At 67.7% G+C, this 14,035-nt stretch carries 13 protein-coding genes; 5 read left to right on the top strand and 8 right to left on the bottom strand.

Features of this window, described 5'->3' with window-relative positions:
- Nucleotides 1-4: 4 nt before the first annotated feature.
- Complete coding sequence (locus HSO01S_RS05235) at nucleotides 5-2,314, bottom strand: helix-turn-helix domain-containing protein (protein ID WP_169799940.1); 2,310 nt, start codon at nucleotides 2,312-2,314, stop codon at nucleotides 5-7.
- Between the two features lie 200 nt (nucleotides 2,315-2,514).
- Between HSO01S_RS05235 and HSO01S_RS05230 the strand changes: the two genes are divergently transcribed.
- Together HSO01S_RS05230 and HSO01S_RS05225 are read left to right on the top strand one after the other, a co-directional pair.
- On the top strand, nucleotides 2,515-3,384 hold the full coding sequence (locus HSO01S_RS05230) for an aldo/keto reductase (protein WP_066039499.1): 870 nt from the start codon (nucleotides 2,515-2,517) through the stop codon (nucleotides 3,382-3,384).
- Nucleotides 3,385-3,495: 111 nt separating this feature from the next.
- A complete protein-coding gene (locus HSO01S_RS05225) occupies nucleotides 3,496-4,761 on the top strand; it encodes an MBL fold metallo-hydrolase (RefSeq protein WP_084361325.1) in 1,266 nt (421 codons plus the stop codon).
- A 78-nt stretch (nucleotides 4,762-4,839) separates the two neighbouring features.
- Here HSO01S_RS05225 and HSO01S_RS19765 read toward each other — a convergent pair whose 3' ends face one another.
- The 4 genes from HSO01S_RS19765 to HSO01S_RS05210 form a co-directional block, all read right to left on the bottom strand.
- Nucleotides 4,840-5,100, bottom strand: a complete 261-nt coding sequence (locus tag HSO01S_RS19765; RefSeq protein WP_505688476.1) for a YbhB/YbcL family Raf kinase inhibitor-like protein — start codon at nucleotides 5,098-5,100, stop codon at nucleotides 4,840-4,842.
- 121 nt (nucleotides 5,101-5,221) lie between these two features.
- Complete coding sequence (locus HSO01S_RS18245) at nucleotides 5,222-5,728, bottom strand: DUF2255 family protein (protein ID WP_084361324.1); 507 nt, start codon at nucleotides 5,726-5,728, stop codon at nucleotides 5,222-5,224.
- A gap of 276 nt (nucleotides 5,729-6,004) precedes the next feature.
- A complete protein-coding gene (locus HSO01S_RS05215) occupies nucleotides 6,005-6,577 on the bottom strand; it encodes a TetR/AcrR family transcriptional regulator (RefSeq protein WP_066039496.1) in 573 nt (190 codons plus the stop codon).
- A 98-nt stretch (nucleotides 6,578-6,675) separates the two neighbouring features.
- The gene (locus HSO01S_RS05210; RefSeq protein WP_066039495.1) at nucleotides 6,676-8,127 is read right to left on the bottom strand and encodes an MFS transporter; all 1,452 of its coding nucleotides are present in this window, start codon (nucleotides 8,125-8,127) and stop codon (nucleotides 6,676-6,678) included.
- A gap of 122 nt (nucleotides 8,128-8,249) precedes the next feature.
- On the opposite strand from HSO01S_RS05210, the gene HSO01S_RS05205 reads away from it, so the two are divergent.
- From HSO01S_RS05205 to HSO01S_RS05195, 3 genes are read left to right on the top strand one after another with little or no spacing between them, the layout of a single operon-like run.
- Entirely contained in the window at nucleotides 8,250-9,326 is a 1,077-nt protein-coding gene (locus tag HSO01S_RS05205; RefSeq protein WP_157078920.1) for a permuted SH3 domain-containing protein, read from the top strand.
- A 55-nt stretch (nucleotides 9,327-9,381) separates the two neighbouring features.
- Nucleotides 9,382-10,161, top strand: a complete 780-nt coding sequence (locus HSO01S_RS05200; RefSeq protein WP_066039493.1) for an ABC transporter ATP-binding protein — start codon at nucleotides 9,382-9,384, stop codon at nucleotides 10,159-10,161.
- Nucleotides 10,158-11,411 carry an ABC transporter permease gene (locus HSO01S_RS05195; protein ID WP_245635893.1) on the top strand — a complete coding sequence of 418 codons (1,254 nt, stop codon included), beginning with the start codon at nucleotides 10,158-10,160 and terminating at the stop codon, nucleotides 11,409-11,411. The genes HSO01S_RS05200 and HSO01S_RS05195 overlap by 4 nt, the downstream gene beginning before the upstream one ends.
- A 16-nt stretch (nucleotides 11,412-11,427) precedes the next feature.
- On the opposite strand, the gene HSO01S_RS05190 is transcribed toward HSO01S_RS05195, so the two are convergent.
- The 3 genes from HSO01S_RS05190 to HSO01S_RS05180 form a co-directional block, all read right to left on the bottom strand.
- Nucleotides 11,428-12,138, bottom strand: a complete 711-nt coding sequence (locus tag HSO01S_RS05190) for a nucleoside/nucleotide kinase family protein (protein WP_245635892.1) — start codon at nucleotides 12,136-12,138, stop codon at nucleotides 11,428-11,430.
- A 76-nt stretch (nucleotides 12,139-12,214) separates the two neighbouring features.
- A complete protein-coding gene (locus HSO01S_RS05185; RefSeq protein WP_066039492.1) occupies nucleotides 12,215-13,087 on the bottom strand; it encodes a sugar phosphate isomerase/epimerase family protein in 873 nt (290 codons plus the stop codon).
- Between the two features lie 10 nt (nucleotides 13,088-13,097).
- Complete coding sequence (locus tag HSO01S_RS05180) at nucleotides 13,098-14,033, bottom strand: sugar phosphate isomerase/epimerase family protein (protein WP_066039491.1); 936 nt, start codon at nucleotides 14,031-14,033, stop codon at nucleotides 13,098-13,100.
- Nucleotides 14,034-14,035: the final 2 nt, after the last annotated feature.

The following is a 14,035-nucleotide window of genomic DNA, read 5'->3' as shown; positions in this document are numbered from 1 at the left end:
AGGATCAGTCACGTGCTCTATTCGGAGGCGGGGTCGCTCTGAGATCCGCGATCGCGCCTGGGACAGAGCCTCCTTCCATTGCGGCAAAACGTAGAGCCTCCATTTCGACCATCATCATGGCCACGTGGCCGCTCGCCGGGTAGGCCGCAAGCAGCCGCTTGATGGTTTCAAGCTCGACAAGGCTCTCATCGGTTCGTGCGCCAGCGAGAAGAGCGCGGGCCCGAATGATTCGCGACCGCGCGTTGAAGATGTCTGTGTCGAGCGTGCTGATCATGCTTACCAGCGCGTCAGCCATACGCAGGGCCGAAGTGGGGTCATTGATCTCGACGTAGCAATTCGCCAGCTCCTCCAGAACGACATTGCGTGAAAAGGACGTGGCGAAGTCTTCCTCGGCTTCGTCGAATTCAGTCGGCAACTCGCTCAGAACGGCGGAAAGCTCGGTGATCGCACGTTCGTGGCGTCCAAGCCGACGCTGCAATACCCCCAGGATCGTACGGGCTTGCCGCGATTCCGAGAGCGCTTCAGACTTTTCGTAACCCTCGATTGCCGATAGTAGATGATCCTCGAGGCCCTCGGTTTGACCGGCGTACAAACTGGACCATGCGAAGAAGTAGTGGGCACGTGACGACGCATACACGTCGCCGATCGATTCCGCCGTGGCTAGAGCGGTCAGAGCATGCTGTTGCGCGTCGATGGGATTACCCCGCTCGGTCATGGCCGTCCAGGCGAGAACGCTCGACCGAAGCGACTGCTGTCGTTTGTCGTCGAGCTCAGTAGCTGAGCGAAGAGCCAACTCATTGAGCTCGTGCCAGTGCCCCCATTCATGCCACTTCGCAGACTTCCACTGAAGTGCCTCAGCTACTCGGAGGACAGCATCATGGTCCCCGGTAGAGGCGGCCCGGCGAACCGCAGGCCACCAGTGGTCGGCCTCGGCCAGAATCCAAGAACGCGCAGTCAACTCGTCGGCGCTGTCTGGATCGTCCTCTAGCCGGTACTGCTCCCATTCGTCCGGGATCGACACCGACCTGTCACCCACGACGACCAGCACGGTGCGGAGGAGCCAGTACGTCAATCTGTCTTGGGCCGCGGCCATCTCGTTGGCAGAGTTCTCTGATCTGAATCGGGAAGCGGCGAAGACGCGCAACAGATCGTGCAGTCGGTAGCGGCTGCCGCCGCGGGACTCGAGCATCCCGAGGTCCACCAGGTGCTCCAGACGAGCCTCGGTGGCGGAGGGGGAGTTCCCCGATGCGGCGGCGGCGATTCTGCCGGTGAAAGTCAACCCGTCGATGATGGAGACGGACTGGAACAGCTCGGCCGTGTCGTCGTCCAACTCGTCGTAGGAGACTGCGAGAACCGCTTCGACCGACATGTCGCCGGCAACCAGGAGACCAAGTCTCTGCTCCTCGGACTGCATGCGATCGACGTAGTCGCGGACAGATGTGGCGGGCCGGCTCGCGACACGGTTGCCGGCGATTCGAAGAGCGAGAGGAACGCCGTTGCACAACCCGGCCAGCTCATTCAGCTCTTCCATACCCTGCTGCGATGGTGGGATGATCCGCCCGAGCATCTCAGCGCTCGTAGAAAGTTCAAGGGAGTCGAGCGACAGCCGACCCGTTGCGGTGAGCCCGGCGATGGTCCTTCGTGAGGTGAGGATGAGGGGACCGCGCACGAGCGCGGCGAGGACTGGGCGCACCTGATCTTCGTTGGCTACGTTGTCGAGCAAGACCGTCGGGAGGCGACTGCCTGCGACTTCCTCCCACCTCGTGACCGCCTCAATGAGCGAGGCCGGTGGATCTGCAAGATCCTCGTCGGTTTGACGGAGCACCGACCGGACCACTTCCAGCGGCGTGAGCGGTGGCCGTCCCTGGCCCGCCAGGTCGACGAAGACCACGCCTTCTCCGGCCGCATGGCGCGACGCGGCCTCGATAGCGAGCGTCGTCTTCCCAAAACCTCCAGGGCCGGTGATGACGATCAGTGACGAAGGAATCGACAGCATCGACTCGAGCTCCGCCAGCTCCCGGCGGCGACCAGTGAAGTCGTTCAACCGCGGTGGTCTCAGTGCCGAAGGAAGTTCCGAATCGATCGTGCGAGCTCGGCGGGCGGCCCTGAAGAGAGACTCGGCTTGCTCGCTGTCCAGGTCCAGCCCACCGGCTAGGGCAGCCAGTGTGTTCCGTCGAGGTGCGGAGGATACGCCGCGCTCGATGTCGCTGATGCCTCTCACACTGACGCCCGATCGTTCGGACAATTGCTCGAGCGTCAGAGAGGCGCCGTGTCGCAGATTGCGCAACAGGCCGGAGAGGGTCTCCTTACTCATGATTTCCTCCATGAGCGTGAGCTCAGAATGGGCCTTTCCGCAAATTGTAGGTCTTCATCAGCGGTTTCACGCAACGGTGGCGACCAAAAAGACTCTCCGGAAGGTGGCACCAGTCTGTCCCTGTGTGGGCCACGCCCGCGTTCGTCGGTCACTTCACACTTCTACTTACGCGTCATCACTCGACTGTCAAAGGACCCGGCATGTCTCACTCGAATTCAGAACCATCGGCGGCGGCAGCCGAAACCTTCTTGATCGGCGGGGACCTCCCCGTGCACCGGCTCGGCTACGGATCCATGCAGCTGACCGGACCGGGAGCAATGGGCGAGCCGGCCGACCTAGAACAGGCCAGGAACGTACTCAGACTCGCCGTCGAGCTGGGCGTGACGCTTATTGACACCGCAGATTCGTACGGGCCAGGCGTTCCCGAACGGCTGATCGGAGAGACGCTGCACCCCTATCGGAAGGACCTGGTCATTGCGACCAAGGGCGGTTTCATCCGCGGACATCGCGGCGAGTGGATCACCGACGGTCGTCCGCAGCACCTGAGGGACGCACTCGAGGGCAGCTTGCGTCGCCTGCGACTAGACAGCATCGACCTCTACCAACTGCACAGGATTGACCACAAAGTGCCGCTCGCAGATCAGATAGGAGCGATGGAAGAGTTCCGCCGGCGCGGACTCATCCGCCATATCGGGCTGAGCGAAGTGACCCTGCAAGAACTGCAGGTCGCACAGACCCAGACCCAAATCGCGACGGTGCAGAACCTCTACAACCTGACCGAAAGGCGTTCCGAGGATCTCGTGTCGTACACGGCAGAGAACAACATCGGCTTCATCCCATGGTTCCCGCTGGCCACAGGTCAACTTACGACGCCCTCAGGACCGCTCGCAAAAATCGCATCGCGCACCGGGGCTGCGCCGTCTCAGATCGCTCTGGCATGGCTCCTCCAACACAGCCCAACGATTCTGCCCATTCCGGGAACTTCCAGCCCAGCGCACCTCCGAGAGAACATCGCAGCCGCACATCTGAAACTCACGACCGAAGACATGGCAGCCCTCGACGCGGCCTGAAGAGAACCAGCCCTAACAAGAGGAAGAACAAATGTTGATCTCCGAGTTGAACAGCTCAAACACCGGCTTCGACACGCAGGCCATCGGCTCCACCGGTGAGGTGATGAGCTGATGGATACTGTCCGCCTTCACGTCGCTCGCGCCGCAACCTTCCGAGAACCAGCAGGGGAGGTCTGGGCCCGCATCGGAAACTTCGATGACGTGGCCTGGATGCCCGGTGTGGCACGAGTAGACAACGTGGTTCCAGGAAGAGTCCGGGAAGTCAGCCTTGAAGGCAGCGAATCGAGCGTCACCGAAGAGCTGCTCTCCGCTACAGAGCAGTCACACACCTTCCGCTTCAACGACTCGGGCGCGCTGCCGGTGAAGGACTACTTAGCCGTTCTCCATGTGCACGACGATGGCAACACAAGCACGGTGACATGGACGGCCGAGTTTTCCGCCCTCAACATGTCGGACGAAGCCGCCGAAAATCAAATGGCCGGCTGGTATGAGGCGTGTCTCACCAACGCAGGCGGAGTTCTGCTTCCGCCGCTATCACTCCATGTCTTCGTAAGCGACTACAAGGCGCTTAGTGCGACCGTTCCGGAGTGGGACTCGACCAAGGGCGCCACCTGGCCCGCCAGTACTGCGACACTGATCGCCGGCGACACAGAGGCAGTCTTGATTGATGCTCTGATCACGGTGGAAGAGTCCGCCGAGCTCGCAGCGTGGATCAAAGCCAAAGGCAAAAATCTCACCACCATTTACGTAACCCACGGTCACGCCGATCACTTCTTCGGAACTCATTCAATTCTGCGCGAGTTCCCCGACGCCCAGGTCGTGGCCCTTCCGGAGATCCTGCCATTCGCTGACGGCCAGTTGGATCCGGGCTATGTCAGCTACTGGGAATCGCTGTTCCCCGGGCAGCTTCCGGAAGACCTCGTCGGGCCGAAAGTACCGACTGGCGGAACCATCACCTTGGAAGGCCACGAGTTACGGCCGGTGCTCGTTGGTCAGAGCGACACGGATCCCTCGAGCGTCGTGTACGTGCGAGACCTGGACGCCGTAGTCGGTGGCGATGTGGTCTACAACGGCATTCACCTTTGGCTCGCTCAGACCGGCCAGGAGGAGCGAGATGGCTGGAATAGAGCCATTGACATTGTCGAATCTCTCGCGCCGGCATGGGCGGTCGCAGGGCACCGCGATCCTTTGGCGCTTTCTGACGCGGCCCCGTCTCTCATCGAATCAACCCGCGCCTACCTCCGAGATTTTGAGGAAGGGGTAGCAGCGTCTGCAACGACCGCCGAGCTGGTGTCTTTCATGCTCGGTAGGTACCCGGCTTGGGGCAACCCGTACACGCTCACCGCGTCGTCGGCCGCCCAGTACGCCAAAGAGTAGACGGACGTCTCCAAGAACGCGAAGCCGCGTTCGGCATGACCGCTAAGGGGATCTACAACGCTCGGCGGGCGCTGGTGTTCAGCCTCGCCCAAACGCCGTAATCACTCCGAGGGCATCGATATGACTGGCGACGTTGAAGAGCATGAAACCCGGCGTCGACTCCACACTCAGACCGAGTTCTTTCACACTCGAGATGTCTAAGCCGTCGACGGAAACCGTGTGCCGGTCGGTGACTGCCGGGGGGGGCGCTGCACCAACATAACTTCTCGTGCGCGCATCGTTCTTCACCGTCCATGGGTCCACCGGCAGCTCCGTCACGCCGGCCGGCAGTTCGTACATGGACACTATGTAGCTCTTCACCGTCGCGGGCGCGCCTCTCCAAGCCAACTGGGGAGACCGGTCCTGACCTCCCGGGACACCGAAAAGCCGAGAGTGTTGCTGGGCAGCGAGGTACCCCCGGTCAAGAAAGTCCTCGCTGGTCACCGTGAGTGGCGAAGCCGCCGGAAGCCAATCGTAGGCGGTGGTCATCGTCATGAGTCTGTCTCTCCGTCGCACGACTCAGACGTGAAGAAACGCCTCCCATACGCGGCTTCGCAGACAGCGGAATCAATGCCCTCGTCGTTGAAGAAGCAAGCGGCGTCATCAGGTTCGCGATCCATGCCGCCCCCGAGATGGCGTATTTCTTGCGGTACGCCTCGCTGATCTCTTCCTCACTTACGGTGGGGTGCTCCAGAGTGACCTCACGCTCGACGCTTCCAGCCGTCACCGTACTACTTAGGGCAGCGTTAGCTCGAGCAAACCACCCGGAATGCGGTCCGTCTGCGGACCTCACATACAGTCTCTGACCCAGACGCACCACCCAGATGGGGACCGGTCGTCCCATTGATCCGTCCTGTTTCGGCGAAGAGATCCGAAGTTCTTCGGTGTTGGCGATCTCATCAAGTTCAGCTTCCGCCCATTCCGCCATGGAACCGCTCCTCCGTGTTTGAACCCAAACGTAGAGGCAAGCTCGCTCCCCAACGTGGCCCTCTTCAGGTCAGTTGTCCCGTCAGAAAGTGAACGAGACAGCTAGAGCACCAGCCCACATCGGCAGCGGGCGTCGACTGAGTGTCACTAACTCGGTGACGAGTCAAGTGACATGACTGCCGTTCCCCGCCCCGGACGTCTTCGTGAGAACTCCGGGGCTCGAGAGCCGGCTCATGGTGAATCGACGGAAGCGTGCGCCGGGCGGTCTGCGTCCGCGCTAGCGGGGAGCTCGCCCTGAGTTGTCCTGCGCGGCATCCGGCCCGAGGAGTGAAGTGATGCGCTCGGCGACCTGGCGGCGGAACTCGGGAGCGAGGGGCTCGGCGTCGAAGGCGTCGTAGGCCCAGAGGCCGTCGGCGGCGAGGCGCAGCACGAAGCGGTCGAGCGCGGCCGGGTCGGTGGAGGCCTCGGCCGGCGAGGGGCTCCAGCGGTGCTGCACCGCGGCCCAGATCTGGGCGAAGCGCGGGTCGTGGGCCGAGTCGACGAGCAGGGCGAACTCGGCCGCCGAGGCGTCCTCGCTGGTCGCACGGGCGTAGGCCGCGATCCGCTCGTCTGCCGTCGCCTGGTCGGCCGGTTTGCCCGCGGCGGCCACGAGCTGGGCCTCCCACTCGGCGGCGAGGTGCTCGTGCAGGGCGAGCACGAGGGCATCGCGGTCACGGAAGTGGTACATCATCCCACCGCGGGTGAGACCGGCCTCCTCCGCCGTGGCCTCGAGCGTGAGGGCGCGCAGGCCCGCCCGGCCGACCACGCGAGCGGCGGCGTCGAGGATCTTCGCGCGGTTGTTGGGTCTCACGGTTCTCCTCGGGGGGTGATGGTGGCGGCGCGGATGCGGTAGTCGCGTTGGGTGGTCACGGGGGCCGGGCGGTGGCGGTAGGGATGCGGGCTCGGCAGTCAGTGGTTCACGAGCGTACCGGCGCGGGTGCCCCGGAGGAGCACCGTCGTGACGACCGAGGCCGCCGCGAGCACGACCGCCACGATCACCATCACCGTCAGGAACCCGGTGTCGGCAGCCGCACCTGCCGCAACAGCCGCGCCGCCCCCGGGCCCAGATCCAGCACCACCCACCCCGTGCCCCGCACCCCCGAAAGCGCTCAGGATGAGCCCGCCCAGCACCGCGACGGCGGTCAGGCTGCCGAACTCGTACGACACCTCCTCGACCGACGACGCCATCCCGGCCCGGTGCACCGGAGCGTTGCCGACGATCGCCGCCGAAGCCGCCGCCATCACGAGGCCGAGGCCGGCCCCGGCGATGACGAGACCGACGAGCATCCAGCCCCAGCCGAAGCCGAGCAGCAGGGGAGCGGCCGCGGTGCCGATCGCACCCACGGCGAAGCCGCCGCCGATCAGCAGCCGCGGGCCGGTGCGGTGCAGCACCGCTCCGCCGGCCAGCGCCGAGGGCAGCGAGCCGAGCGCGAGCGCCGCGACGACGAGCCCCGCCTGCAGCGGGCTGAAGCCCTCGACCAGCTGGAAGCGCTGTGCGGTGACGAGCTCGGTGCCCGCGACGGCGAACATCGAGAGCCCGGCGGCGATCACGCCGGCGAGCACCGCGGGGTTCCGAAACAGGGCGAAGTCGAGCAGCGGGTACGGCAGCCGGCGCTGCCGCCGCACGAAGAGCCAGAACGCCACGGCGGCGACCGCGAGCATGCTGGCGACGACCGGCCAGAGCGCCTCGCCGCCCTTCGCGGCCTCCTTGACCGCGACCACGAGGGATGCGAGGCCGATCATCGCCTGCACCGACGAGAGCAGATCCCACGGCCGGCCCGGGTGGCGCTCGCCGCGGGGAGCGACGAGCATCGTGGCGACGAGCGCGACGACGACGACCGGCACGTTGATCAGGAACACCGAGCCCCACCAGAAGAACTCCAGCAGCAGCCCGCCGAGGATGGGGCCGAGCGCGGCGCCGACGACCGCCAGGCTGCCCCACAGGCCGATCGCGATGTTGCGCTCGCGCTCGTCGGTGAACGCGACCCGGATGAGCGCGAGGGTCGCCGGCATCATGGCGGCCGCGCCGACCGCGAGCAGGGCGCGGGCGGCGATGAGGGCGAGCGGAACGGGGGAGAAGGCCGCGAACGCCGAGGCCGCACCGAAGATCACCAGGCCGATCACGAACATCCGGCGATGGCCGACGCGGTCGCCGAGGGTTCCGGCGCCCAGCAGCAGGCCCGCCATCACGAGCGGGTAGGCGTTGATGATCCAGAGGCTTTCGGTGCTCGTCGTGCCGAGTTCGCGGGTGAGCGTGGGCAGAGCCGTGTAGAGCACGGAGTTGTCGAGGGTGATCAGCAGCAGTCCGGTCGAGACCGTGGCGAGCAGAACCCAGCGGCGGCGGGCGGAAAGAGCGGGCATTCCGTAACTATACATTCAGGAATGTTTAGTTTGCTGAGTACTCACCCGGCCCCGCCACACCCGTCCAATAGGGTGGCAGCTGGTGCGCGCGGAGGTCTGGTCCGCGGCCGGGGAGGATGCACGTGGGAATCGTCAGGAAATGGGTGCTGCCGATCATCCGCATCGTCATCATCGCGGTGATCGCCGTGGCCCTCGGCAAGCTCGCCTTTTTCCCGGACCAGCCGGTCGAGGCCGACCCGGCGGTGCCCACGGGCGAGCTCGTCGAGCCGCGTATCGCGGCCACCCTCGGCACCATCACGAACGACGTGGTCGTGAAGGCGACGGTGTCGGCGGATGCGGCGGTGCCGGTGAAATCCACCGCCGCCGGCACCGTGGACGAGATCTTCGTCGACACCGGGGCGACGATCGCCGCCGGCGACACGGTCTTCGACGTCAAGGTCGAGATCGTGCGCGACCCGGCCGCCTCCGTCGACGCGGAGGGTAAGCCGCTGCCCGCGATCTTCCGCTACGAGAAGGTGACCGCGGCCGCCGGCGGCATCCTGAGCTCGCTCTCGGTCATCCCGGGTCAGGCCGTGACGATCGGCATGACGGCCGGACAGATCGCCCCGCCGAGCTTCTCGGTCTCGGGGTCGCTCGAACCGGCCCAGCAGTACCGGCTCGTGAACCAGCCGACCGAGGCGTCGATTGCGATCACCGGCGGGCCGGCGCCGTTCGTCTGCACGGGCTTGCGCATCCTCACCCCGCTGCCGGGCAGCACGGGCGACGACGCGGGCGGAGCGGGTTCTGGAGCCGGCAGCGGTGCGGGTGTCGGCGCCGGCGGCGGGTCGACCGGCGGCGGGTCGGGGTCGGGCACGACCGTGACCTGCCCGGTGCCCGAGGGCGTCACGGTCTTCTCCGGGCTCGCGGCCGAGATGACGATCGCGGGCGGCAAGGCCGAGAACGTGCTTGTCGTGCCGACGACCGCGGTGCGCGGTGCGGCGCAGAACGGCACCGTGTGGGTGTCGACTCCGGATGGAGCCACCGAGGAGCGCGCGATCGGCCTCGGCCTCAGCGACGGCAGCCAGGTCGAGGTCACGGGCGGCCTCACCGAGGGCGAGGAGATCCTCGAGTTCGCCCCGGGGGCGATGGCCGTGCCGACCGGTGACGGGTGCCTCGCGCAGCCCGGGGGCAACATGGTCTGCGCCGGGCCGGTTCGATGAGGCGCGTTTCGGTGGCGAGCGGCCTGCAGAAGAGCAGCCCGACGAGGCGCGCCGCGTGAGCCTGCTGCGGCTTGAGGACGTGACGCGCACCGTGCTGCCCCCGGACCAGCCGGCACTGACCATCCTGAACGGCGTCGACCTGACCGTCGAGGGCGGCGACCGCATCTCGATCGTCGGGCGCTCGGGGTCGGGCAAGTCGACCCTGCTCAACCTGATGGGGCTGCTCGACCTGCCCACGAGCGGACTTCTCGCCTTCGATGACCGGCCGGTCAAGAGCTACTCGGGCGCAGGCCGCGACCGGCTGCGCGGGGCGCAGATCGGCTTCATCTTCCAGCAGTTCAACCTGCTGGCCGGCCGCACGGCCCTCGAGAACGTGGCGATGCCGCTGCTCTACGCCAGCGGCCGGCAGTTCTGGAGGCGCCGGCAGCTCGCCGCCGACATGCTCGAGCAGGTCGGGCTCGGGCACAGGGTCGACAGCCTGCCGGACCGCCTCTCCGGCGGAGAGCAACAGCGGGTCGCGATCGCCCGCTCGCTCGTGCGCGGGCCGCGACTGATCCTCGCCGACGAGCCGACCGGCGCCCTCGACCTCGACACCGGGCAGAGCGTGATGGAACTGATCGACGAGGTCGCGACCCGCACCGGCGCGGCCCTCGTCGTGATCACGCACGACCCGTCGATCGCGGCCCGCTCGCGCACGCACTACCGGCTCGATCGCGGCATCCTGACCCCGGCCGAGGCGCTGGCTGAGACGCCGGCCGAGTCGCTGGTGGATGCGGCGGCGAATAAGATCGCGGATGCGGCGGCGGGCGCACACGGCGAGCGGAGCGACCGGTGAGCCGCGCGCTGACCGGCTTCCTCGGGGCCGTGCTCGAGGCCTGGCAGGAGCTGCGGGTGCATCGCACCCGGGTGCTGCTCTCGCTGATCGGCGTCGCGGTCGCCGTCTGCTCGCTGACGACCGTGGTCGCGCTCGGCGCGATCGTGCAGCAGGCCAACCAGGAGCTGAGCGAGCGCTCGAGCGGCCGGCCCGCGACCCTGTACGTCTCGGCCTACGCCACCGACGGCAGCACGATCGACGCCGAGGCGCTCGACCGCGCCTGGGACGAGACGGTGGCCCGCTACGGGATCGACTACGCCAGCCGCGTGGTCTCGAGCGGGCAGTCGATCCCCTTCGTCACGGGTGTGGTGCAGGTCGGCACGCAGGCGGTCGACCAGCCCTACGGGGAGATGCACCGGGTGCGGATCTCGGAGGGCCACTGGTTCAGCACGGCGGACGAGCAGGCGCTCGCTCCGGCGCTCGTGGTCAACTCGGTGTTCTGGGAGCGGCTCGGCCGGCCCGACCTGGCGACGCATCCGACCGTCACCCTCGGCGGTGAGAAGGGCGCGACCGCGGTCGTGGTCGGCGTGACGCCGGCGGCGACCTACGAGACCGAACCCTCGATGTTCATGCTGGCCTCCCAACTGGCGACCGTTCAGGCGGCCCAGCCGGCCGCGGACCCCTCGGCCGACCCCTACTCGGGGTTCGGGGGCGGTCAGACGCAGTACGAGATGTGGATCCCGCCCGAGCTCGCCGAACCGCTGCTCGCCGCGGTGCAGCGCGACATCCAGGCCGCGCTCGGCGACGGCGCCCAGGTCGACGTCTACCGGCAGGACTACGCGCAGTACGGCGACGACCCGTTCCTCGTCACGAAGCTCGTGGTCGGCGGGATCGCGGTGCTGGTGCTGCTGCTCGGAGCGCTCGGGCTGGTGAACATCGCCCTGGTGACGGTGAAGCAGCGGGTGCGGGAGATCGGCATCCGGCGCAGCTTCGGCGCCACCGCCGGGCGGGTCTTCTTCGCGGTGATGATGGAGAGCGTGGTCGCGACCGTGGCCGCCGGCGTGGTGGGCGTGATGGCGGCCGTGCTGCTCGTGCAGAGCCCGATCGTGCACGACGTCGTGGGGCAGGGGATGGTGACCGACTTCCCGCCGTTCCCGGTCGAGGCGGCCCTGCTGGGGCTGGCCGCCGCGACCGGGGTGGGGGCGCTCGCCGGGCTGCTGCCCGCGCTCGTCGCGGTGCGGGTGAAGGTGATCGACGCGATCCGGTACTGAGCGGGCCGCGTGCCGGTCAGCCCGCGACGATCTCCCCGGTCACGCCCGAGACCACCAGGTCGGCGTGCGGCAGGGTCGACTCGATCAGGATGGCGTTCCGCCCATCCACCGTCTCGGCCCAGGCGAGCGCGGCCTCGGGCGTGCGCCCGCCGATCTCGTGCCGCACGACCAGGCGCGAGACCCGCACCTCGTCGCCGGTCTCGCAGAACCACGACTCGGTCAGCAGCGGCTTGACCCGGTTCCACGGCTCCTGATCGACGAGCAGGTAGTTGCCCTCGACGATCACGAGCCGGGTCTCGGGCTCGACCGCCATCTCGCCGGCGATCGGCTCCTCGATCGCCCGGTCGAAGCTCGGCGCGTAGACCGTGTGCCCGGTCTCGGCGCGCAGGCGCTCGAGCAGGGCCACGAAGCCCCAGCCGTCGAAGGTGTCGATGGCGCCCTTCCGCTCGGCCCGGCCGAGGCGCACGAGCGTCGACTGGGCGAGATGGTAGCCGTCCATCGGCACGTGCGCGGCGAAGGGTGCTCCCGGCCCGCCAGCCGCGGCGCTCAGGGCATTGACCCGGTCGGCCAGCGTGCGGGCGAGCGTGGTCTTGCCGGCGCCCGGGCTGCCCGCGATGCCGAGGATGGCCCGCCCCTCCGCCCCGACGAGCGCGAGGGCCCGCCGGGCGAGCGCGTCGAGCGCCTCAGAGACCGCGTCAGAGACAGCGCCAGAGGCCGAGTCAGGCACCGCACTCACAGCGTCCACCGGCTCCACCGCGTCCGCGACGGCTGAAGCGCCCGCCGCCACCCCCGCCCCCATCCCCTCAGAGCGTGGCACGGGTTCCCTCGATGATCGTGTCGAGGTACTTCTTCGAGTGCGCCGCCAGCGCCGGCCCGTCGTTCCAGAGGTTGCGCCAGATCGCCAGGTCGTTCGAGAGCGTCGGCGAGACCACGGCCGACGAGAACGACTCGAAGGTGATCGGCCCCTCGTAGGAGATGTCGGAGAGGGCGTGGAAGAACGAACCGAAGTCGAGGTGCCCCGAGCCGAGGTAGCCGCGGTGGTTCTCGCCGATGTGCACGTAGCCCAGGCGGTCGCCGACGAGATGCACGGGTCGCACCAGATCGTCCTCCTCGATGTTCATGTGATAGGTGTCGAGATGGATCAGCACGTTGTCGTGGCCGATGTCGTCGGCCAGCCGCAGGGCGTCCGCCGCGGTGTTGATCACGTTCGTCTCGTAACGATTGCAGATCTCCAGGCCCAGCGTCATCCCGAGACCCTCTGCCTCGCCGGCCAGGTCTTTCAGCACGGCGACGACGTTGGCGCGACCGGCGGCCGAGAGGGCGTGACCGTACTTGCCGAGGGCGCTGTAGAGGGCGCCCGTGAAGTGGGTGCCGCCGAGGCCGTTCGTGATCGCGAGCGAGTCGTGCAGCAGCTTCGCGCCGCGGGCCACGACCTCGGGGTCGTCGCTCGAGACGTCGGCCGAGAAGGCCAGTCCGCGCGAGCAGACGACCCCGAGGCCGGCGGCCTCCAGGGCGGCGCGGGCGGCCGGCACGTCGAGGTTGGCCGAGTCATGCAGCGAGAGCTCGAGCAGGTCGAAACCGGCCTTCTTGGTCTCGGCGATGATGTAGTCGACCTCGGCGGGAGTCGTTCCTCCCGAGAAGACGAGGGCGTGGACTCCGAGCTGGTTGGTGGTCATGTCATGTCCTTCAGGTAGTAGGTGCGAGAAGAGTGGATGCGGCGAGCTGCGCCCCCAGGAAGCGTGCCGAGTCGGCGGCGACCTCGGCCGGGTCGCTCCAGAGCGTGCGCCAGGCGCCGATCTGGTCGCGGGTGGCCGGGGAGACCACCGCCGGAGAGAACGACTCGACGGTGAGCGGACCGCGGTACCCGCTCCCGGCCAGGGCATTGACGAGGCCGGCCCAGTCGAGCGTCCCGGTGCCGATCCGGCCCCGATGGCTCTCCGAGAGATGCAGGTAGCCGAGCCGGGCACCGGCATCCTCGACCGCGGCCGGCAACGAGAGCTCCTCGCTGTTGGCGTGGTAGGTGTCGATGTGCAGCAGCACGTTGTCGGCACCGCGCGCGGCGAGCCGGTCGATGAACGCGGCCGTCTGGGCGGCGGTGTTGAGCAGGTTGCTCTCGTAGCGGTTGACGTACTCGAGGCCGATCCGGACATCGGACTGACGAGCGACCTCGGCGACCCGTGCGAGCACGGCCAGGGAGTTCTCGCGGCTCGCCTCGGTGGCCGGCTGCGCGTACTTGGTCATCGCCGAGTAGGTCACGCCGCCGACGTAGTTCGCCCCGATCGCTTCGGCGAACTCGACCGCGCGGCGCAGGCGTGCCTCGCCCCGGGCGGAGAGCTCCGGGTCGACGGTGTTGATGTCGGAGCCGGCGTCGAGGGCGAGGGAGACGACGGCGTCCAGCCCCGTGTCCTCCAGGAGGCGCACGGTCTCCTGGGGGGAGAGCGAGTCGGCCGCATCCGGGACCGGGATCTCGATCAGCTGGTAGCCCGCGGCGGCACTGCCCTCGATGGCGGATCTCGCCGAGGCGGGCGACCAGTCGGCCACCCACAGCCCGGCGTGGATGCCGAGCGGCATCACCGAATCGGCCGCCGCCCGGTGGAACGGGATGCGGAGGTCGAACGACACGG

Origin of the sequence: Herbiconiux solani NBRC 106740 (assembly GCF_001571005.1) — a bacterium.
In the GTDB taxonomy this organism is placed as follows: Bacteria; Actinomycetota; Actinomycetes; order Actinomycetales; family Microbacteriaceae; genus Herbiconiux; species Herbiconiux solani.
Note: the sequence above shows the minus strand (reverse complement) of the source record. Positions and strands in the feature narration are given on the sequence as shown.

Excerpts from the sequence above, each read along its gene's own strand:
- HSO01S_RS05235 (WP_169799940.1), bottom strand. The coding sequence starts at position 2,314 with ATGAGTAAGGAGACCCTCTCCGGCCTGTTGCGCAATCTGCGACACGGC.
- HSO01S_RS05230 (WP_066039499.1), top strand. The coding sequence starts at position 2,515 with ATGTCTCACTCGAATTCAGAACCATCGGCGGCGGCAGCCGAAACCTTC.
- HSO01S_RS05225 (WP_084361325.1), top strand. The coding sequence starts at position 3,496 with ATGGATACTGTCCGCCTTCACGTCGCTCGCGCCGCAACCTTCCGAGAA.
- HSO01S_RS19765 (WP_505688476.1), bottom strand. The coding sequence starts at position 5,100 with ATGTACGAACTGCCGGCCGGCGTGACGGAGCTGCCGGTGGACCCATGG.
- HSO01S_RS18245 (WP_084361324.1), bottom strand. The coding sequence starts at position 5,728 with ATGGCGGAATGGGCGGAAGCTGAACTTGATGAGATCGCCAACACCGAA.
- HSO01S_RS05210 (WP_066039495.1), bottom strand. The coding sequence starts at position 8,127 with ATGCCCGCTCTTTCCGCCCGCCGCCGCTGGGTTCTGCTCGCCACGGTC.
- HSO01S_RS05185 (WP_066039492.1), bottom strand. The coding sequence starts at position 13,087 with ATGACCACCAACCAGCTCGGAGTCCACGCCCTCGTCTTCTCGGGAGGA.